The organism is Pseudomonas sp. CC120222-01a, assembly GCF_003097235.1.
GTDB lineage: Bacteria > Pseudomonadota > Gammaproteobacteria > Pseudomonadales > Pseudomonadaceae > Aquipseudomonas.
On record NZ_QEQQ01000019.1, the window covers coordinates 66,945 to 87,123 of the forward strand.

Annotated in this window: 18 protein-coding genes; 5 read left to right on the top strand and 13 right to left on the bottom strand. The window is 59.5% G+C overall.

Translation table 11 applies throughout. From position 1 onward, the window contains the following. Window positions 1-132 precede the first annotated feature (132 nt). The 11 genes from atpB to rpmH all read right to left on the bottom strand — a co-directional run bounded on the left by atpB (window position 133) and on the right by rpmH (window position 10,292). Complete coding sequence (gene atpB / locus N430_RS21775) at window positions 133-1,002, bottom strand: F0F1 ATP synthase subunit A (protein WP_110638900.1); 870 nt, start codon at window positions 1,000-1,002, stop codon at window positions 133-135. A gap of 16 nt (window positions 1,003-1,018) precedes the next feature. Further along, window positions 1,019-1,426: a F0F1 ATP synthase subunit I gene (locus N430_RS21780; protein ID WP_008092225.1), complete on the bottom strand. Its 408-nt coding sequence runs from the start codon at window positions 1,424-1,426 to the stop codon at window positions 1,019-1,021. 149 nt (window positions 1,427-1,575) lie between these two features. Further along, a complete protein-coding gene (locus N430_RS21785) occupies window positions 1,576-2,448 on the bottom strand; it encodes a ParB/RepB/Spo0J family partition protein (RefSeq protein ID WP_110638901.1) in 873 nt (290 codons plus the stop codon). A gap of 9 nt (window positions 2,449-2,457) precedes the next feature. Next, the gene (locus N430_RS21790) at window positions 2,458-3,249 is read right to left on the bottom strand and encodes a ParA family protein (protein WP_060507762.1); all 792 of its coding nucleotides are present in this window, start codon (window positions 3,247-3,249) and stop codon (window positions 2,458-2,460) included. Between the two features lie 18 nt (window positions 3,250-3,267). Further along, window positions 3,268-3,918, bottom strand: a complete 651-nt coding sequence (rsmG, locus tag N430_RS21795) for a 16S rRNA (guanine(527)-N(7))-methyltransferase RsmG (RefSeq protein ID WP_110638902.1) — start codon at window positions 3,916-3,918, stop codon at window positions 3,268-3,270. After that, on the bottom strand, window positions 3,915-5,807 hold the full coding sequence (mnmG, locus tag N430_RS21800) for a tRNA uridine-5-carboxymethylaminomethyl(34) synthesis enzyme MnmG (protein ID WP_110638903.1): 1,893 nt from the start codon (window positions 5,805-5,807) through the stop codon (window positions 3,915-3,917). The genes rsmG and mnmG overlap by 4 nt, the downstream gene beginning before the upstream one ends. A 558-nt stretch (window positions 5,808-6,365) precedes the next feature. After that, complete coding sequence (mnmE, locus tag N430_RS21805; RefSeq protein WP_110638904.1) at window positions 6,366-7,736, bottom strand: tRNA uridine-5-carboxymethylaminomethyl(34) synthesis GTPase MnmE; 1,371 nt, start codon at window positions 7,734-7,736, stop codon at window positions 6,366-6,368. An 86-nt stretch (window positions 7,737-7,822) separates the two neighbouring features. Beyond that, window positions 7,823-9,499, bottom strand: coding sequence for a membrane protein insertase YidC (gene yidC / locus N430_RS21810; RefSeq protein WP_110638905.1), 1,677 nt, complete (start codon window positions 9,497-9,499; stop codon window positions 7,823-7,825). 2 nt (window positions 9,500-9,501) lie between these two features. Further along, window positions 9,502-9,747, bottom strand: a complete 246-nt coding sequence (gene yidD / locus N430_RS21815; RefSeq protein WP_079230263.1) for a membrane protein insertion efficiency factor YidD — start codon at window positions 9,745-9,747, stop codon at window positions 9,502-9,504. Beyond that, a complete protein-coding gene (gene rnpA, locus N430_RS21820) occupies window positions 9,740-10,144 on the bottom strand; it encodes a ribonuclease P protein component (RefSeq protein WP_082433472.1) in 405 nt (134 codons plus the stop codon). Before rnpA ends, yidD begins: the two co-directional genes overlap by 8 nt. A 13-nt stretch (window positions 10,145-10,157) precedes the next feature. After that, the gene (rpmH, locus tag N430_RS21825; RefSeq protein ID WP_003253163.1) at window positions 10,158-10,292 is read right to left on the bottom strand and encodes a 50S ribosomal protein L34; all 135 of its coding nucleotides are present in this window, start codon (window positions 10,290-10,292) and stop codon (window positions 10,158-10,160) included. A 583-nt stretch (window positions 10,293-10,875) separates the two neighbouring features. Between rpmH and dnaA the strand changes: the two genes are divergently transcribed. The 4 genes from dnaA to gyrB are packed head-to-tail and all read left to right on the top strand — an operon-like array spanning window position 10,876 to window position 17,102. Beyond that, the gene (dnaA, locus tag N430_RS21830; protein WP_110638906.1) at window positions 10,876-12,414 is read left to right on the top strand and encodes a chromosomal replication initiator protein DnaA; all 1,539 of its coding nucleotides are present in this window, start codon (window positions 10,876-10,878) and stop codon (window positions 12,412-12,414) included. A gap of 40 nt (window positions 12,415-12,454) precedes the next feature. Continuing rightward, complete coding sequence (gene dnaN, locus N430_RS21835) at window positions 12,455-13,558, top strand: DNA polymerase III subunit beta (RefSeq protein WP_019099412.1); 1,104 nt, start codon at window positions 12,455-12,457, stop codon at window positions 13,556-13,558. A 15-nt stretch (window positions 13,559-13,573) separates the two neighbouring features. Then, the gene (recF, locus tag N430_RS21840) at window positions 13,574-14,677 is read left to right on the top strand and encodes a DNA replication/repair protein RecF (RefSeq protein ID WP_110638907.1); all 1,104 of its coding nucleotides are present in this window, start codon (window positions 13,574-13,576) and stop codon (window positions 14,675-14,677) included. 4 nt (window positions 14,678-14,681) lie between these two features. Further along, window positions 14,682-17,102: a DNA topoisomerase (ATP-hydrolyzing) subunit B gene (gyrB, locus tag N430_RS21845; RefSeq protein ID WP_110638908.1), complete on the top strand. Its 2,421-nt coding sequence runs from the start codon at window positions 14,682-14,684 to the stop codon at window positions 17,100-17,102. A 63-nt stretch (window positions 17,103-17,165) separates the two neighbouring features. Here the strand turns inward: gyrB and N430_RS21850 are convergent, their stop codons facing one another. Together N430_RS21850 and N430_RS21855 are read right to left on the bottom strand one after the other, a co-directional pair. Further along, on the bottom strand, window positions 17,166-17,570 hold the full coding sequence (locus tag N430_RS21850; RefSeq protein WP_110638909.1) for an RcnB family protein: 405 nt from the start codon (window positions 17,568-17,570) through the stop codon (window positions 17,166-17,168). 173 nt (window positions 17,571-17,743) lie between these two features. Then, the gene (locus N430_RS21855) at window positions 17,744-19,033 is read right to left on the bottom strand and encodes a sigma-54-dependent Fis family transcriptional regulator (RefSeq protein ID WP_110638910.1); all 1,290 of its coding nucleotides are present in this window, start codon (window positions 19,031-19,033) and stop codon (window positions 17,744-17,746) included. Between the two features lie 223 nt (window positions 19,034-19,256). Between N430_RS21855 and N430_RS21860 the strand changes: the two genes are divergently transcribed. Further along, window positions 19,257-20,141, top strand: coding sequence for an MBL fold metallo-hydrolase (locus tag N430_RS21860; RefSeq protein WP_110638911.1), 885 nt, complete (start codon window positions 19,257-19,259; stop codon window positions 20,139-20,141). Window positions 20,142-20,179: the final 38 nt, after the last annotated feature.

The following is a 20,179-nucleotide window of genomic DNA, read 5'->3' on the forward strand; positions in this document are numbered from 1 at the left end:
ACTTTTACGTCGTATTGGTTAGGTTTTTAAGTTGAAGCGGTAAAACAAATCGTTTGGTACAGCTGCCCTTGCGGACTTTTAAAGCCCTCCCCCCAAACGAGCGGGGAAGGCTACAAGACACGCCAGGCGGTCTTAATGGTTATCTTCATGAGCCATCGACAGGTAGACGATGGTCAGCATCATGAAGATGAAAGCTTGCAGCGTGATGATCAGGATGTGGAACACAGCCCACGCCCACTGCAGCACGATACCCAGGCCGCTCAGCCAGAGGATGCCGGCGCCGAACATCACGGCGATCAGGATGAACACCAGCTCGCCGGCGTACATGTTGCCGAAAAGACGCAGTGCCAGCGAGATCGGCTTGGCGATCAGGGTGACGAATTCCAACAGGAAGTTCACCGGGATCAGCAGGATCTGAACGAAGATGTTCTTGCTGCCGAACGGGTGCAGGGTGAGCTCACCGATGAAGCCGCCCAGGCCCTTGACCTTGATGCTGTAGAAGATGATCAGGGCGAACACGCAGAAGGCCATGGCCAGGGTCGCGTTCGGGTCGGTGGTCGACACGGCACGGAACGGAATGTGCGGATCACCGGAGATCTTCATGGCCAGTTGAGGAATCCAGTCGACCGGTACCAGGTCGATGGCGTTCATCAGGAATACCCAGACGAAGATGGTCAGCGCCAGCGGAGCAATGACCGGGCTGCGGCCGTGGAAGGAGTCCTTCACGCTGCCATGGACGAAATCGACCATCACTTCAACGAAGTTCTGCAGGCCGCCTGGTTGGCCGGAAGTCGCCTTCTTGGCCGCCATGCGGAAGATGAACAGGAAGATCAGACCCAGCGCGACGGACCAACCCAGGGTGTCCACGTGGAACGCCCAGAAGCCCATTGCCTTGGCTTCTGCAGCCGAATGGGCAAAGCCCCAGCTGCCGTCTGGTAATTGACCGTAGGTCAGGTTCTGCAAGTGGTGCTGGATATAGCCCGAAGCGGTTTCTGCTGCCATGGTTGCCTCAAACGCCCTAAGGTCTCGAAAGTCTTTTATTCATCAGCAGGGGCGCGAACCAGCTGACCAAAAGGGTCAACACGAAGACGCCGAATACTGCTAACGGCGCCAGTGGCTTCACTCCTGCGAAGGTCAGTGCAAAGAGCACTGCCGTCAAAATCATCTTGCCTGCCTCGCCAGCGTAAAACGACTTGACGATAGCTTGTGCCGCCCGAGCTCCGCTGAAGCGAAAAGCCTTCCAGGCGAAATACACATTGGGCAGCCAGGCAATCAAACCTCCGCAAAGGCCTGAATATCCACTGACCGCCCCTTTCCACTGCCACAACACCAAAGTTGCCAGCAGTAGTACGACGAATTGAGCCAGCAGTACCGGAAAAACCGCCCAGCGATGGAAAGGCAGGCGGTTTGGCGTGCGGATTTCCATCACAACTGCTCCTCGGAAGTCGACCAACAAGTCAGCTATGACTTGGCATAATTTGTGCCGACAAAATGCGCGCAGAGTATAGGGGTGGATTAACCCCTATTCAACTCTTCGGTAGTGATTTCCGACTGCGCGCTACAACGGGAATTGTTTCAGCGGATGTGAGCAAGCACGCCTTGCAACTCTTCAAGCGAGTTGTAGCGAATAACCAATTGGCCTTTGCCCTTGTTGCCGTGGCGTATCTGCACGGCAGAGCCCAGGCGCTCTGCGAGCCGCTGTTCAAGGCGCGCGATGTCCGGATCAGGTTTGCTCGGTTCGACCGGCTCAGGCTTGCCGTTGAGCCACTGACGGACCAGTGCCTCGGTTTGGCGCACAGTGAGGCCACGTGCGACAACATGACGCGCCCCCTCTTCCTGACGATCTTCCTCGAGGCCGAGCAATGCACGTGCATGGCCCATCTCCAGGTCGCCGTGGGCGAGCATGGTCTTGATTGCCTCAGGCAGCGAGATCAGGCGCAGCAGGTTGGCCACGGTCACCCGCGACTTGCCCACAGCATCGGCTACCTGTTGCTGGGTCAGCTCGAACTCCTGCTGCAGGCGCTGCAGGGCCAGGGCTTCTTCCAGCGGGTTGAGGTCCTCGCGCTGGATGTTCTCGATCAACGCCATGGCGATGGCGGCTTCGTCCGGCACTTCGCGGACCATCGCCGGGATGGTGTCGAGACCGGCTTGCTGGGTGGCGCGCCAGCGGCGCTCACCGGCAATGATCTCGTAGCGGCTACCGTCGATCGGGCGGACCACGATCGGCTGCATCACCCCATGGTTGCGAATCGAGTGAGCGAGTTCTTCCAGTGCCTCGGGGTCCATGTCGCGGCGCGGCTGGTACTTGCCGCGCTGGATCAGGTCGACGGGCAGGTGTTGCAGTTCTTTCTGGTCGATCGTCACAGCCTGCTCTTCGAGCGCGCTGACGGAAGGACCACTGAGCAGTGCATCCAACCCACGTCCGAGACCCCGTTTCTTAACGGCCATGCGGATTCCTTAAGTTGTTTGTGCAGTGCGAGATTGACGGCGTTGACGGCGTACCAGTTCCCCGGCCAGGGCCAGATAGGCCAGTGCGCCACGCGATTGCTTGTCGTAGGCCAGCGCTGGCATGCCGAAGCTCGGGGCCTCGGCCAGGCGGATGTTGCGCGGAATGACCGTGTCGTACAGTTGCTCGCCGAAGTGTTCCTTGAGCTGCGCCGAAACATCGTTGTTCAGGCTCAGGCGCGGGTCGTACATGGTCCGCAGCAGGCCTTCGATCTTCAGCTGCGGGTTCAACCGGGCAGCGATGCGCTTGATGTTATCCACAAGGTCGCTGAGACCTTCCAGTGCGTAGTACTCGCACTGCATCGGGATGATCACGCCATCGGAGGCGACCAGCGCGTTGAGCGTCAGCATGGACAGCGACGGCGGGCAGTCGATGAGGATGAAATCGTAGTTTTCGCGGATCGGCGCCAGCGCGTTGCGCAGGCGGCTTTCCTTGACCTGCATTTCCAGCAGCACCACTTCCGCGGCGGTCAGGTCGCGGTTGGCCGGCAGCAGCTGGTAGGCGCCATGCTCGGAGTAGTGCATGGCCTGGGCAAGGTCGCATTCCCCGATCAGCAGGTCATAGACCGAATGCTCGAGTTCGTGTTTGTCCACACCGCTGCCCATGGTCGCGTTGCCCTGCGGATCGAGGTCGATCAGCAGCACACGACGCTTGGTCGCGGCCAGCGATGCTGCGAGGTTGATACAGGTGGTGGTCTTGCCGACACCACCTTTCTGGTTCGCGATTGCGAATACCTTAGCCATTGTTGCGTGTGTTCCCAATCAAGCCTTGCGGCGCAGTATCAGCAGATGGCGCTGGCCCTGGCAACCTGGAACGGTCAGGGCCTGCTCGCTTTCCACTGTGAAGTCTGCGGGCAATGCTACCAGTTCATCGGCAGGATGCAGCCCCTTCATTGCAAGCCATTGCGTCCCGGTGTCGCCCAGATGGCGGGTCCAGTTGGTGAAGTTCTCCATGCTGCTGAAGGCGCGGGAGATGATTCCGCTGAACGGTAGCGACGGCTGGAAGGCTTCGACCCGGCTGTGGATAACCGTGAGGTTGTCCAGTTTCAGTTCCATCTTCACCTGGGTCAGGAAACGCGTCTTCTTGCCATTGGCGTCCAGCACCGTCACCTGCTTGTGCGGATGCAGGATAGCCAATGGGATGCCGGGCATGCCACCGCCGCTGCCAACATCCAGCCAGTTGTCACGCTCGCTGTGGATAAACGACATGACACTGAGGCTGTCGAGCAGATGGCGGGAAACCATCTCATCCGGATCGCGCACGGCAGTGAGGTTGTAGGCTTTGTTCCATTTGATCAACAGGGCCAGGTAACCCAGCAGCTTTTCGTGCTGCTCGGCGCTCAGCTCGACACCAAGCTGGCGCGCACCTGTGGACAACTCTTCGGCGTGTTGCGGGGTGACCAGGGAACTCAAGCGCTTTGCTCCAATTCGCGGCCAGCGCCGCGTTTTTTCAGATGAATCAGCAACAGGGAAATCGCCGCCGGGGTAACGCCGGGGATGCGCGAAGCCTGGCCCAGGGTCTCCGGACGGGTCTGGCCGAGCTTGCCCTGGATTTCCTTCGACAGCCCGGAAATCGTGGTGTAGTCGATATCCACAGGCAGGCGGGTGTCTTCGCTGGCGCGCAGGCGAGCGATCTCGTCCTGCTGACGGTCGATGTAACCGGCGTACTTGGTCTTGATCTCGACCTGTTCGGCGACCTGTGGATCGATTTCTGCACCGCCGGTCGCTTCGATCAGCCCGGCATAGTCGATCTCTGGACGGGCCAGCAGGTTGAGCAGGCTGTACTCGTGGGCCAGCGGGGTACCGAACTTATCCACAATGGCTTGGCCTTGCTCGGTGTTCGGGCGTACCCAGGTCGACTTCAGGCGCTGCTCTTCCCGCTCGATGCCGTCGCGCTTGGCGCAGAACGCCGCCCAGCGATCATCGTCGATCAGACCGAGCTCGCGACCTTTCTCGGTCAGGCGCAGGTCGGCGTTGTCTTCGCGCAGGATCAGCCGGTATTCGGCGCGCGAAGTGAACATGCGATACGGCTCCTGGGTACCCAGGGTAATCAGGTCGTCGACCAGTACGCCGATGTACGCCTCGTCGCGACGCGGGCACCAGCTTTCGCGGCCTTGTGCACGCAGCGCGGCGTTGGTCCCGGCCAGCAGGCCCTGGGCGCCGGCTTCTTCGTAGCCGGTGGTGCCGTTGATCTGGCCGGCGAAGAACAGGCCACCGATAACTTTGGTCTCGAGGCTGTACTTCAGGTCACGCGGGTCAAAGTAGTCGTACTCGATGGCGTAGCCCGGGCGGACGATATGGGCGTTTTCCATACCGCGGATCGAGCGCACCAGCTCCAGCTGCACATCGAACGGCAGCGAAGTGGAAATACCGTTGGGATACAGCTCGTGGGTGGTCAGGCCTTCCGGCTCGATGAACACCTGGTGGCTTTCCTTGTCGGCGAAGCGGTGAATCTTGTCTTCGATCGACGGGCAATAGCGCGGGCCGACACCTTCGATCACACCGGAATACATCGGCGAACGGTCAAGGTTCGAGGCAATGATCTCGTGGGTGCGGGCGTTGGTGTGGGTAATCCAGCAACTCACCTGGCGCGGGTGCATGTCGGCGTTGCCCATGAACGACATGACCGGGATCGGCGTGTCGCCTGGCTGCTCGGTCATGACCGAGAAGTCCACGGAACGCCCGTCGATACGTGGCGGGGTACCGGTTTTCAGGCGGCCGACGCGCAGCGGCAGTTCACGCATGCGGTGAGCCAGGGCAATCGACGGCGGATCACCGGCGCGACCACCGGAATGATTCTGCAGGCCGATGTGGATAAGGCCACCGAGGAAAGTGCCGGTGGTCAGCACCACGGATTCGGCGAAGAAGCGCAGGCCCATCTGGGTCACCACGCCTTTGACCTGGTCCTGTTCGACGATCAGGTCATCACAGGACTGCTGGAATATCCACAGGTTCGGCTGGTTTTCCAGGATCTCGCGGACCACTGCCTTGTAAATGGCGCGGTCAGCCTGCGCACGGGTGGCGCGTACGGCCGGGCCCTTGCGGTTGTTCAGGATGCGGAACTGGATGCCGCTCTTGTCGGTGGCCAGCGCCATGGCGCCGCCGAGTGCATCGATCTCTTTGACCAGATGGCTTTTACCAATACCGCCGATGGCGGGGTTGCAGCTCATGTGACCGAGGGTTTCCACGTTATGGGTCAACAGCAGGGTTTTCACACCCATGCGTGCTGACGCAAGCGCAGCCTCGGTACCGGCATGGCCGCCGCCGATGACGATCACTTCAAAACGGGAAGGGAAATCCACCACGCACCTCGTGCCTGTTTTTGCGAATAGAGAAGGTAAGCGGACAAGTATAGGGACTTCACCCCCTCTAAAGGAACCGTCTGAGCAAATTTTGACCAGTCTGTGGATGAATGGCAGACAACAGAAATCAAAGAGGAGAAATTTAAAAAAGCTTTGTTTTTATGTTTATTCTTATGCACAGGCTTCTCTGTGGATAAGGTTCTACAGGCCAATACATACATAGTGTACAGAGAAATTGAACCCTGTGGCTTACCCACCATGAGGGCTATGGATAACGTCTTTTAGCCTGTGGATTAAATGGCTGTTTACCCACAGGCGGATTCGTCCTCAGAAAAAAAGCCTGCTTATCAACGGAGCTGAAGCCGGGTTTTCCACAGGGCTCCTGAACAGGGTTTTGCATCTGTGGATGGATTTCCGTATGCCTGAATGGGCCTCTTCGCGGCTAAAGCCGCTCCTACAGGGCTGGGGGTGGTATTTGAAAGATCCGACGAGTGGATAAATTGCAGGCAAAAAAAAAGCCGCTCCCGGAGGAGCGGCCTTGGTTTAGCCAGCTGTGGATTACTTGCCGATGCAGAAACTGGAGAAGATCCGCCCCAGCAGGTCATCGGAACTGAACGCACCGGTGATCTCACCGAGCGCCTGCTGCGCCTGACGCAAGTCCTCGGCCAGCAGTTCACCCGCGCCAGCCAGGGTCAGCTGTGCGCGACCATGCTCCAGGTGCGAACTGGCCTGGCGCAAGGCATCGAGGTGGCGCCGGCGGGCGCTGAAACCGCTCTCGGCGGTCTGTTCATAACCCATGCAGGCCTTGAGGTGATCGCGCAGCAGTTGCAGCCCCTGGTCGTCACCCTTGGCGCTGAGGGTGATGGTCACGTGGCCGTCGTCGCATTGTTCCAGGCCTACCCGCTCACCGCTGAGATCGGCCTTGTTGCGAATCAGCGTGACCTTGCCCGGGTCTGGCCGCTGGTCGAGAAACTCAGGCCACAAGGCGAACGGGTCACTGGCCTCGGGGGCGGTGGAGTCGACTACCAGCAGCACTCGATCAGCCTCGCCAATGGCCTTCAGCGCGCGTTCCACGCCGATCTTTTCCACATGGTCGTCGGTATCCCGCAGGCCGGCAGTATCGACCACGTGCAGGGGCATGCCGTCGATGTGGATATGTTCGCGCAGGATATCCCGGGTGGTGCCGGCAATGTCGGTGACGATGGCCGCCTCGCGCCCCGCCAGCTGGTTCAGCAAGCTCGACTTGCCGGCATTAGGCCGGCCGGCGATGACCACCGTCATGCCGTCACGCAGCAAGGCGCCCTGCCCGGCCTCGCGCTGCACGGTGGATAACTCGACACGCACAGCATCTAGCATCGACAACACATGGCCATCGGCGAGGAAGTCGATTTCCTCTTCGGGGAAGTCGATCGCCGCCTCGACGTAGATACGCAGGGCAATCAGCGCCTCTGTCAGGCTGTGAACACGTTTGGAGAATTCCCCTTGCAGCGAGCGCAAAGCATTACGCGCAGCCTGGCTGGAGCTCGCCTCGATCAGGTCAGCGATGGCTTCGGCCTGGGCCAGGTCGAGCTTGTCGTTGAGGAATGCCCGCTCACTGAATTCACCTGGGCGGGCCAGGCGGCAGCCGACTTGTACACAGCGCTGCAGCAGCATGTCGAGGACCACCGGGCCACCATGGCCCTGCAGCTCCAACACATCCTCGCCGGTAAACGAGTTTGGGCCTGGGAAGAACAGCGCGATACCTTCATCCAGTACCAGACCCTCCTCGTCACGAAACGGTCCGTAATGAGCGTGGCGTGGGGTCAGGGTACGGCCGGTGATCAGTTGGCCAGCCTGGCTCGCCAGTGGCCCGGACAGCCTGACGATGCCCACACCTCCGCGGCCCTGGGCGGTGGCGATGGCGGCGATGGTTTCACGCACAGTGTTCATGCTCGAAAGCCTCTACGACAAAAACGACAGATAGCAAAAACGCCCCCGAGGGGGCGTTTTTATTCACAGGCTAGCGCAGTAGCCCGTCAAGCAGCAGCTTTTTTGGTGGCTGCTTCGATACGGCGGGTGATGTACCACTGCTGAGTGATCGACAGGCAGTTGTTCACAACCCAGTACAGCACCAGACCAGCCGGGAACCACAGGAAGAAGAAGGTGAAGATGATCGGCATCATTTTCATCACCTTGGCCTGCATCGGATCCGGCGGAGTCGGGTTCAGACGCTGCTGGATGAACATGGTGGCGCCCATGATGATCGGCAGGATGAAGAACGGATCCTTGATCGACAGGTCGGTGATCCACAGCATCCATGGGGCCTGGCGCATCTCGACGCTTTCCAGCAGTACCCAGTACAGGGACAGGAACACTGGCATCTGCACCAGGATCGGCAAGCAGCCGCCCAGCGGGTTGATCTTCTCTTTCTTGTACAGCTCCATCATCGCCTGGGACATCTTCTGGCGATCGTCACCGAAGCGTTCCTTCAGTGCGGCGAGCTTCGGCGCCACGGCACGCATGCGCGCCATCGAGCGGTAGCTGGCAGCCGACAGCGGGAAGAACAGGCCTTTGATGAGCATGGTCAGCACGATGATCGACCAGCCCCAGTTGCCCAGCAGGCTGTGGATATGTTGCAGCAGCCAGAAGATCGGCTGGGCGATGAACCACAGGAAGCCGTAGTCGACGGTCAGTTCCAGGCCTGGGGACAACTCTTTCAGCTTGGACTGGATCTTCGGACCGGCATACAGCATGGCGCTGGTTTCGACCTTGCCGCCAGCAGGAACACTGAGGGCCGGGCCGGTGTAGCCGATGATGTAGTTGCCCTGGCTGTCCTTGCGGGTCTGGACAACATTGTTGTCCGACTTGGCCGGAATCCAGGCGGTCACGAAGTAGTGCTGCAGCCAGGCAACCCAGCCGCCCGACACATTTTCTTTCAAACTACCTTTGTCGATGTCCTTCATCGAGACCTTTTTGTAAGGCTCGGAAGCTGTCCACATGGCGGCGCCCAGGTAGGTCGCGGTGCCGGTGGCGGTGCTCGACGATGGATCGGAACTGGCGTCACGCTTGAGCTGGGCAAACATGTTGCCGTTCCAGGCCTGGCCGCTCTGGTTGTCGATCAAGTAGCTGACGGTCAGGTCGTACTCACCGCGCTTGAAGCTGAAGCGCTTGATGTAGTTGACGCCGTTGTCGCTGAACTTGAGGTCGACGACCAGTTGGTCCTGGCCATCAGCCAGCTGGTAGCTCTTCTGCTCGGCAGCATACAGCGGGCGACCCGACGAACGGGCATCCGGACCGTTGGCGCCGGTCAGGCCGCTTTGTGCCAGGTAGACACGCTCGCCACCGTTGTCGAACAGCTGGAACGGAATGTCCGGATGGTCCTGACGGCGAGGGTACTTCGGCAGGTTAAGCTGGACGATGTCACCACCGACCGGATCGATAGCCAGTTCCAGGACATCGGTCTTGATCCGGATCAGATCCTTGCTGACCGCAGCCGGCGCCAGTTCGGCAGGGCTGGATTCAGCATTGGCGCTTGGCACATCGGCGCTGGCGGTACCGGCCGGTACACCATCCGGCAAGGCCGGGGCAACAGTGTTGGCAGCAGTAGTCTGAGTCGGCAGGGCAGCCTGGCCGTAGTCCTCGTTCCACTTGAGGACCATGACGTAGGACACGATTGCCAGGGCGACGATCAGGATCGTGCGTTTAATATCCATGATTACTCGGCTATCGAAGAAGTTCGGGAGGAAGGAGCGGGGGGAACGGGATCGAAACCGCCGTCGTTCCACGGATGACAACGCCCCAGGCGACGAACGGCTAGCCACCCGCCACGCAGGAGGCCATGGTTTTCAATGGCTTCAAGAGCGTAACAGGAGCAACTGGGGTAGAAACGACAGTGATTGGCCATCAGGGGACTGATGGCGTAACGGTAAAACTGGATCGGAACGAGGGCCAGTTTACGCATTTTGACTGTCTACCCCTGCGGAATCGGCGTTTGCCGCTGGAGTTGGCCGGCTGCGCGCCAGGCGTTTCCAGAGCTTGCCAAAGTGTTGGTGCAGTTCCGGGTTTTCTATCTCACCCAATCCCTTGCGCGCGACGATCACTATATCCAGGCCACCCAGCAATTGCTGGTTGAGCCGGAAGGAATCGCGCATCAAGCGCTTGAGGCGATTGCGTTGAACGGCAAGCTTGACGCTCTTCTTGCCGATCACCAGGCCGAGGCGCGGGTGATCCAGGCCGTTCTCGCGAGCAAGGATCAGCAGGTTTTTCCCTGGAACCTTGCCGGTTGGGGAGTCGAAGACCGCTTTGAAGTGCCGGGGTGTAAGCAGTCGCTTTTCCCGACTGAAGTCCTGACTCACCACCTGTGCCGAAAAATCAAATGGCCAGACGCTTACGGCCTTTGGCACGACGACGCGACAGAACAGCGCGGCCGTTCTTGGTAGCCATACGGGCACGGAAGCCGTGGGTGCGAGCGCGCTTGATGGTGCTTGGTTGGAAAGTACGTTTCATGGCGTTGTTACCTGGTTTGTCGACTACGGGCCGGAATGGCCCCCTTTTTAAGAGATCGGCGATTCTAGAGAAAGCAAGCCCATAGGTCAATTTCCAACCAGCCTTTCCTTATAGAAGGCGACCTGAGTGCTGGATGCCAGGGAGGGTTGATCAGGCAGGCAGACGGACGACAAAATGAAAAAAAAGAAGAGACATATAAAAAGCTTTTCTGAAGAACTTATAAATCTTAGGTGGATAACCTTCTGTGGATAACTGTATGCAGCCCTTGAATTACGAGCTGTACAGAGATTTACAACCTTGTCGGTAACACGTGCTGCGCTTGTGTCGGACGTGCGCATAGCTTGTGGATAGAAAAGGCCGTTATCCACAGCCGAGTTATCAACAGGGCTGACCTCAGGGTTGTGCATAGCCCTCATGGTCGGTTATCCACAGACCTTATTCACAGAGGTAAAGGGACGTTTTTGCCGCTAAATGGCTGTTTTGTCATGGCTCAGAATGTTTCCACATGTGGATAACTGATCGCTCGACCGGTACAATGGCGGTTTGTTTTTGCCTCATCCGGCTTTCAACTCAGGGGATATCCGTGTCAGTGGAACTTTGGCAGCAGTGCGTGGAGCTTCTGCGCGATGAACTGCCTGCCCAGCAATTCAACACCTGGATCCGTCCGCTACAGGTCGAAGCCGAAGGCGACGAGTTGCGCGTCTATGCGCCTAACCGTTTCGTGCTCGATTGGGTGAATGAAAAGTACCTTGGCCGTCTGCTCGAACTGTTGGGTGAAAACGGCAGCGGCATGGCGCCAGCCCTTTCCTTGTTAATAGGCAGTCGTCGCAGCTCTGCTCCACGGGCCGCACCTAATGCGCCCGTCAGCGCCGCAGTTGCAGCCACGCTTGCACAAAGCCAGACACAACAGGCCGCTGCGCCTGCCATTGCCGCCGTTGCCGAACCGGTCCAGGCGGCAGCCGTTGAGCCGGTGCACGTGAACGAGGTCGTTGAGCCGGCTTCGCGTGACAGCTTCGATGGCATGGGCGACAGCGCTTCGACACCTGCAGCTGGCAGCCGCACCGAACAGCGTACGGTTCAGGTGGAAGGTGCGCTCAAGCACACCAGCTACCTGAACCGTACGTTTACCTTCGAGACCTTTGTCGAAGGTAAGTCGAACCAGTTGGCCCGCGCTGCGGCCTGGCAGGTCGCCGACAACCCCAAGCATGGTTACAACCCGCTGTTCCTTTATGGTGGCGTGGGCCTGGGTAAGACCCACCTGATGCATGCTGTGGGTAACCACCTGCTGAAGAAGAACCCGAATGCCAAGGTCGTGTACCTGCATTCCGAGCGCTTCGTCGCGGACATGGTCAAGGCGCTGCAGCTCAACGCAATCAATGAATTCAAGCGCTTCTACCGCTCGGTCGATGCGCTGCTGATCGACGACATCCAGTTCTTCGCCCGTAAGGAGCGTTCCCAGGAAGAGTTCTTCCACACCTTCAACGCCTTGCTCGAGGGCGGCCAGCAGGTGATTCTCACCAGCGACCGTTACCCCAAGGAGATCGAAGGCCTGGAAGAGCGCCTGAAGTCGCGCTTCGGCTGGGGCCTGACAGTGGCTGTCGAGCCGCCGGAACTGGAAACCCGCGTGGCGATCCTGATGAAGAAGGCAGACCAGGCCAAGGTCGAGCTGCCGCATGACGCCGCGTTCTTCATCGCCCAGCGCATTCGCTCCAACGTACGTGAACTCGAAGGTGCCCTGAAGCGGGTGATCGCTCACTCGCACTTCATGGGCCGTGACATCACCATCGAGCTGATTCGCGAGTCGTTGAAGGACCTGCTGGCGCTGCAGGACAAGCTGGTCAGTGTGGATAACATCCAGCGCACCGTGGCTGAGTACTACAAGATCAAGATCGCCGATCTGTTGTCCAAACGCCGCTCGCGCTCCGTTGCGCGACCGCGTCAGGTCGCCATGGCGCTGTCGAAGGAGCTGACCAACCACAGTCTGCCGGAGATCGGCGACATGTTTGGCGGCCGCGACCACACCACCGTGCTGCACGCCTGCCGCAAGATCAACGAATTGAAGGAATCCGACGCGGACATCCGCGAGGACTACAAGAACCTGCTGCGGACGCTGACGACGTGATGGTCGTCAGCGCAGCTAATTGAAGGCAAGGGACTAGACCATGCATTTCACCATTCAACGCGAAGCCCTGTTGAAACCTCTGCAACTGGTCGCCGGTGTCGTCGAGCGCCGCCAGACCTTGCCGGTGCTGTCCAACGTCCTGCTGGTCGTACAAGGCCAACAGCTGTCGTTGACCGGTACCGACCTGGAAGTCGAACTGGTTGGCCGCGTGCAACTGGAAGAGCCGGCAGAGCCAGGCGAGATCACTGTCCCAGCGCGCAAGCTGATGGACATCTGCAAGAGCCTGCCGAACGATGTTCTGATCGACATCAAGGTCGACGAGCAGAAGCTGCTGGTCAAAGCCGGCCGTAGCCGTTTCACCTTGTCGACCCTGCCTGCCAACGATTTCCCTACCGTTGAAGAAGGCCCAGGCTCGCTGACCTGCAACCTGGAGCAAAGCAAACTGCGTCGCCTGATCGAGCGCACCAGCTTCGCCATGGCTCAGCAGGACGTCCGTTACTACCTCAACGGCATGCTGTTGGAAGTGTCGCGCAACACCCTGCGTGCGGTGTCCACCGACGGCCACCGCCTGGCGCTGTGCTCCATGACTGCGCCGATCGAGCAGGATGATCGCCATCAGGTCATTGTTCCACGCAAAGGTATTCTGGAGCTGGCGCGCCTGCTCACCGATCCGGAAGGCATGGTCAGCATCGTGCTCGGTCAGCACCACATCCGTGCGACCACCGGTGAATTCACGTTCACTTCCAAGCTGGTCGATGGCAAGTTCCCGGACTATGAGCGTGTACTGCCGAAGGGCGGTGACAAGCTGGTGGTCGGTGACCGTCAGGCGCTGCGCGAAGCGTTCAGCCGTACCGCCATTCTTTCCAACGAGAAGTACCGCGGTATTCGCCTGCAGCTGGCGGCCGGTCAATTGAAGATCCAGGCCAACAACCCTGAGCAGGAAGAAGCAGAAGAAGAGATCAGCGTGGACTACGAAGGTAGCTCGCTGGAGATCGGCTTCAACGTCAGCTACCTGCTCGACGTGCTGGGCGTTATGACTACTGAGCAAGTTCGTCTGATTCTGTCCGACTCCAACAGCAGCGCCCTGCTGCAGGAAGCTGGCAACGACGATTCTTCCTACGTTGTCATGCCGATGCGTCTGTAATTCGTAGCAGGCGAAATGTCCCTTCGACGTATCATGGTCACCGCGGTGCGCAACCTGCACCCGGTGACCCTCTCACCTTCCCCCCGCATCAATATCCTCTACGGCGCTAACGGCAGCGGCAAGACCAGTGTGCTCGAAGCCGTGCACCTGCTTGGCCTTGCCCGGTCATTTCGCAGCACTCGATTGAACCCGGTCATTCAGTATGAGCAACCCGCTTGTACGGTATTTGGCGAAGTGCAGTTGGCTGAAGGTGGCACCAGCAACTTGGGCGTTTCACGGGAGCGGGCGGGCGAATTCACTATCCGCATCGACGGGCAGAACGCCAGGAGCGCTGCTCAACTGGCTGAACTGTTGCCGCTGCAATTGATCAACCCGGACAGTTTTCGGTTGCTGGAAGGCGCACCGAAGATCCGCCGGCAGTTTCTCGATTGGGGAGTGTTCCACGTGGAACCTCGATTCCTGCCTGCGTGGCAGCGTCTGCAGAAGGCGCTGCGGCAGCGGAACTCGTGGTTGCGGCATGGTACACTTGACCCAGCTTCGCAAGCCGCCTGGGACCGGGAGTTATGCCTGGCCAGCGCGGAAATAGATGAATACCGTCGCAACTACATCAAGGCCTTGAAGCCCGTCTTCGAGCAAACCCTGAGCGAGCTGGTCGAGCTGGACGGGTTGACCCTGAGCTACTACCGAGGCTGGGACAAGGACCGGGAACTGCAAGAAGTACTCGCCTCCTCTCTCCTTCGCGATCAGCAGATGGGCCATACCCAGGCCGGTCCGCAGCGTGCTGATCTGCGTCTTCGTCTGGCTGCCAATAACGCAGCCGACATTTTGTCGCGTGGTCAGCAAAAGCTGGTGGTGTGCGCACTGCGCATTGCCCAGGGCCATCTCGTCAGTCAGGCTCGCCGCGGCCACTGTATTTATCTCGTTGACGACCTGCCGTCCGAGCTGGATGACCAGCATCGCCGCGCGCTGTGCCGCTTGCTTGAAGAATTACGCTGCCAGGTGTTCATCACCTGTGTAGATCACGAATTACTGAGGGAAGGCTGGCAGACGGAAACGCCAGTTGCTTTGTTCCACGTGGAACAAGGCCGTATCACCCAGACCCACGACCATCGGGAGTGAAGGCATGAGCGAAAATCAAACGTACGACTCCTCCAGCATCAAGGTGCTGAAAGGTTTGGATGCCGTACGCAAGCGTCCCGGCATGTACATTGGCGACACCGATGATGGTAGCGGCCTGCACCACATGGTCTTCGAGGTGGTCGACAACTCGATCGACGAAGCCCTCGCCGGTCACTGCGATGACATCACCGTCATCATCCACACGGACGAATCCATCAGCGTGCGCGACAACGGTCGCGGCATTCCGGTCGACGTGCATAAAGAAGAAGGCGTTTCCGCAGCCGAGGTCATCATGACCGTGCTGCACGCCGGCGGTAAATTCGACGACAACTCCTATAAGGTATCCGGCGGTCTGCACGGCGTAGGTGTGTCGGTAGTGAACGCCCTGTCCGAGAAGCTGGTGCTGACCGTTCGCCGCAGCGGCAAGATCTGGGAACAGACCTATGTTCACGGTGTTCCACAGGCGCCAATGGCGGTTGTCGGTGACAGCGAAACCACCGGTACCCACATCCACTTCAAGCCTTCGGCTGAAACCTTCAAGAACATCCACTTTAGCTGGGACATCCTGGCGAAGCGGATTCGCGAACTGTCGTTCCTCAACTCGGGTGTCGGCATCCTGCTGAAGGACGAGCGTTCGGGCAAGGAAGAGTTCTTCAAATACGAAGGTGGCTTGAAGGCATTCGTTGAATACCTCAACACCAACAAGACCCCGGTCAACTCGCAGGTCTTCCACTTCAACATCCAGCGTGAAGACGGCGTGGGTGTCGAGATTGCCCTGCAGTGGAACGACAGCTTCAACGAAAACCTGCTGTGCTTCACCAACAACATTCCGCAGCGTGACGGCGGTACTCACCTGGTCGGTTTCCGCTCCTCGCTGACCCGTAGCCTGAACAGCTACATCGAGCAGGAAGGCCTGGCCAAGAAGAACAAGGTCGCCACCACCGGTGACGATGCCCGTGAAGGCCTGACCGCGATCATTTCGGTAAAGGTGCCGGATCCGAAGTTCAGCTCGCAGACGAAGGACAAGCTGGTCTCCTCGGAGGTGAAAACCGCCGTGGAACAAGAGATGAACAAGTACTTCGCCGACTTCCTCCTGGAAAACCCGAACGAAGCCAAGGCCGTGGTCGGCAAGATGATCGACGCTGCCCGTGCCCGTGAAGCGGCGCGTAAAGCCCGTGAAATGACTCGCCGCAAAGGCGCACTGGATATCGCCGGCCTGCCGGGCAAACTGGCCGACTGCCAGGAGAAGGACCCTGCCCTTTCCGAACTGTACCTGGTGGAGGGTGACTCCGCAGGTGGCTCGGCCAAGCAAGGCCGTAACCGTCGCACCCAGGCGATCCTGCCGCTGAAGGGCAAGATCCTCAACGTCGAGAAAGCCCGTTTCGACAAGATGATCTCGTCCCAGGAAGTGGGCACGTTGATCACCGCGTTGGGCTGTGGCATCGGCCGCGAAGAGTACAACATCGACAAGCTGCGCTATCACAACATCATCATCATGACCGATGCTGACGTCGACGGTTCGCACATCCGTACCCTGCTGCTGACGTTCTTCTTCCGTCAGCTGCCGGAATTGGTCGAGCGCGGCTACATCTATATCGCCCAGCCGCCGCTGTACAAGGTCAAGAAAGGCAAGCAGGAGCAGTACATCAAGGACGACGAGGCCATGGAAGAATACATGACCCAGTCGGCCCTCGAAGATGCCAGCCTGCACCTGGACGAATCGGCGCCAGCCGTTTCCGGCGTACAGCTGGAAACCCTGGTGAACGAATTCCGCGCCGTGATGAAGACCCTCAAGCGCCTGTCGCGCTTGTACCCGGAAGACATCACCGAGCACTTCATCTACCTGCCGGAAGTCACGCTGGAGCAACTGGCCGACCACGCCGCGATGCAAGCCTGGCAGGTGAAATTCCAGGAGCGCCTGAGCAACAGCCAGAAGTCGGGCCTGGTTTATCAGGCCAGCTTGCGCGAAGACAAGGAGCGCAATGTCTGGCTGCCGGAAGTGGAAGTCACCTCCCACGGCCTGGCCAGCTATGTCACTTTCAACCGCGACTTCTTCGGCAGCAACGACTACCGCTCAGTGGTCACCTTGGGTGCCAAGCTGTCGACCCTGCTGGGTGAAGGTGCCTATGTACAGCGCGGTGAACGTCGCAAGGCAATCACCGAGTTCAAGGAAGCCCTCGACTGGCTGATGAACGAAAGCACCAAGCGCCACACCATTCAGCGATACAAAGGTCTGGGCGAGATGAACCCGGAGCAGCTGTGGGAAACCACCATGGACCCAACCGTCCGCCGCATGCTCAAGGTCACCATCGAAGACGCGATTGCCGCCGACCAGATCTTCAACACCCTGATGGGCGACGCGGTGGAGCCACGCCGTGACTTCATCGAAAGCAATGCGCTGTCGGTGTCGAACCTGGACTTCTGATCCGGTGTAGACCGCCAGAAACAAGAAAGCCCGCTGATGCGGGCTTTTTTGTGGCTGTGAGAATCAGTAGCCGGAAAGAACGCTGACGACCACACCACTGGCGATCGCCACCAGCACGTAGTCCCCGTTCACGTACAACCAGCGGTGATCACGAGGTGGTGCGTACAGATGGCGCGCGCGCCAGTCGGTCACCCAGTAGCGGTCGGCGCGGTAACGCGGTTCCACCACATAGCCGCGATGCCATTGCTGATGCGGCATCGGCATGCCCGCTTCAGGTCGGAAGTTCGGGTTGTGGTAGGCCGGGTAGCGGCCGTTGTCGTGACGGTCATGCCGTTCGGGTTGACCATGTGGCGGGTAGCCCTGATGGGATGGACCGCCGTCATAGTGGTCCGGGCCCGGTTGAGCGAAGCTGGCCAAGGGTGTGCTGAGCACAAGTGCGGCGCAGAGTACGGTTAGGGCTTTCTTCATTTGCGGAACCTCTACCTGTTAACGCCCGGCAGGTAATGCGGTCTGCCTGGTGCGGTTAACTGATCAGACCACAAACTTTTCCAGTTAATGTAAGGGCAGAGGTAAAGGTCAGGTAAAGGTCCTCTGGGTGCACAATCCTGTAGGAGCGGCCTTGTGTCGCGAAAGGGCTGCTCCTACAGACCCAGCGCTTTCAAGCGGCGATAGAGGGTTCGCTCACTCAGGCCAAGGTGACGGGCCAGTTCGCTGCGTGATCCTTGGAACTGCTCCAGTGCATGCGCGAGATCACCCAGATCGTTTCGCCCTCTGCTCATGGCCAGTGCCTGCTGTGGCCCAACCTCTTCCGGCAGATGCTCAGGTCGGATCAGCCCGTCATCGGCAAACAGCCGAGCCCTTTCCAGAATATTGCGCAATTCGCGAATGTTCCCTGGGAACCCATGCAGCTTCAGTTGCTTCAGCGCCTCTTCGGTCAGGCTCGGTGTCGGCTTGCCGGCCATGCGCTGCAGCAGGCTCTCGGCCAGTAGCGGCAAATCTTCCACGCGCTCGCGCAAAGCCGGTAGGCGGATCGGGAAGCCGCTGATGCGGTAGTACAGATCTTCGCGGAACGTTCCTTCGGCCACCATTTTCTTCAGCGGTTTGTGGGTTGCTGATACCAGGCGGAAATCCGAATGCACAGTGCGCAGGCTGCCAACCGGGCGAAAGCTCCCGGACTCGATCAGGCGCAGAAGTTTGACCTGCATCGCCAACGGCACCTCGCCGATTTCGTCGAGGAACAACGTGCCGCCGTGGGCGGCTTCGGCCAGGCCGATCTTGCGCTGGTTGGCGCCGGTGAAAGCGCCTTTCTCGTAGCCGAACAATTCGCTCTCGAACAGCGACTCGGTCAGGCCGGTGCAGTCGACGACGACCAGCGGGCCATTGGCCCTTGGGCTACCCATGTGAATTGCGCGTGCAAACAGTTCCTTGCCGGTGCCTGACTCGCCCTGAAGCAACACCGGTATCTGCGCGGGTGCTGCTCGCTGCAGACTGGCCAATGCGGTCTTGAAAGCAGGTGCTCGCCCGACAAGCCCTTGTTCCTGAGGTTGCGCGGACGCCAGGGTGATGCTGGTCAGCCGCTCGACAAAGGCTACCACCCTGCCCTGTTCATCAAGGATCGGCCGCAGCTCCACATCCACATGCTCGGGACCACGCGGCGTGTGATGAATGTGCAGCACACGCTCCGGTACTTTGCTGTCCCACGCCTTGCGCATCGGGCAGTGCTCACCGGCCTGGTCACAGGGGACGGCGTAGTGATGTGACACACGATGGCATTTCTCACCCAACGGAGCCTGCTTGTCTCGACCGAACTGCCGGCGATAAGCCGCGTTGGCCGCGAGGATGTTGTAGTCGGTGTCCAGCACGATGGTAGGCAGGGCATCGTGCTCAAGGTAGGAAACCAGAGCTAGGATGAGTGGATGAGATTCAGGCATGGCGACACCGATTGGATAACCTGGCGCAGGGTAACAAGGACTGCCAAACACTGCCATTGGCTGACAGTCGACTGCCAAAACCACTGCCACCCGTGCTGATAGCTGTGATCAAGGCCCCCTGTTCATTGGGCCGGAAGTAGAAAAACGCCTGGCATGCATCTTGATAAACCTCCACCCACTGCCTACGCCTGTACAAGGCGAGGCAGACAATCTGGAGAACGTGATGATCATCGGCAACAACCTTCACGTGGACGCCTTCTATGACAAGGCGACCTCGACCATCAGCTACCTGGTCATGGATCGTGAAACCCTTCAGTGCGCACTGATCGACAGCGTGCTGGACTACGACCCCAAGTCCGGGCGCACTTGCACCGCTTCGGCGGATCGCCTGATCGATCGTGTGACCGAGCTCAACGCCAAGGTGCAATGGGTGCTGGAAACCCACGTGCACGCCGACCACCTTTCGGCAGCGGCTTACCTCAAGGGCAAGCTCGGTGGCCATACCGCCATCGGTGCGCACATTACCCAGGTGCAGAAAGTCTTTGGCACGCTGTTCAACGCCGAGCCAGGCTTCGCCCGCGATGGCAGCCAGTTCGATGTGCTGTTCGAAGATGAAGAGGGCTTTAGCATCGGCAACCTGCATGCCCGGGCGCTGCATACCCCCGGGCATACGCCGGCATGCATCAGTTACATGGTGGTGGACGCTGGTGAGACGGCGGTGTTCGTCGGCGATACCCTGTTCATGCCTGACTACGGAACCGCCCGCTGCGACTTCCCCGGTGCCGATGCGCGCACGCTGTACCGCTCCATCCGCCGCTTGTTGGCCTTCCCCGACCAGACCCAGCTGTTCATGTGCCACGACTACCTGCCAGGCGGGCGCGAGATGCAGTACGTCACCACGGTGGCCGAGCAGCGCGCCAGCAATATCCACATCCATCAAGGCGTCGACGAGGACAGCTTCGTGGCCATGCGCGAAGCTCGCGACAAGACCCTCGACATGCCCGTGCTGATCCTGCCATCGGTGCAGGTGAACATGCGCAGCGGCCAGCTCCCCGAGCCCGAAGAAAACGGTGTGAGCTACCTGAAGATCCCGCTGAACAAGCTTTGACTGCCCTGCCCCATTACCAGAAATTCCAGGATTGACTG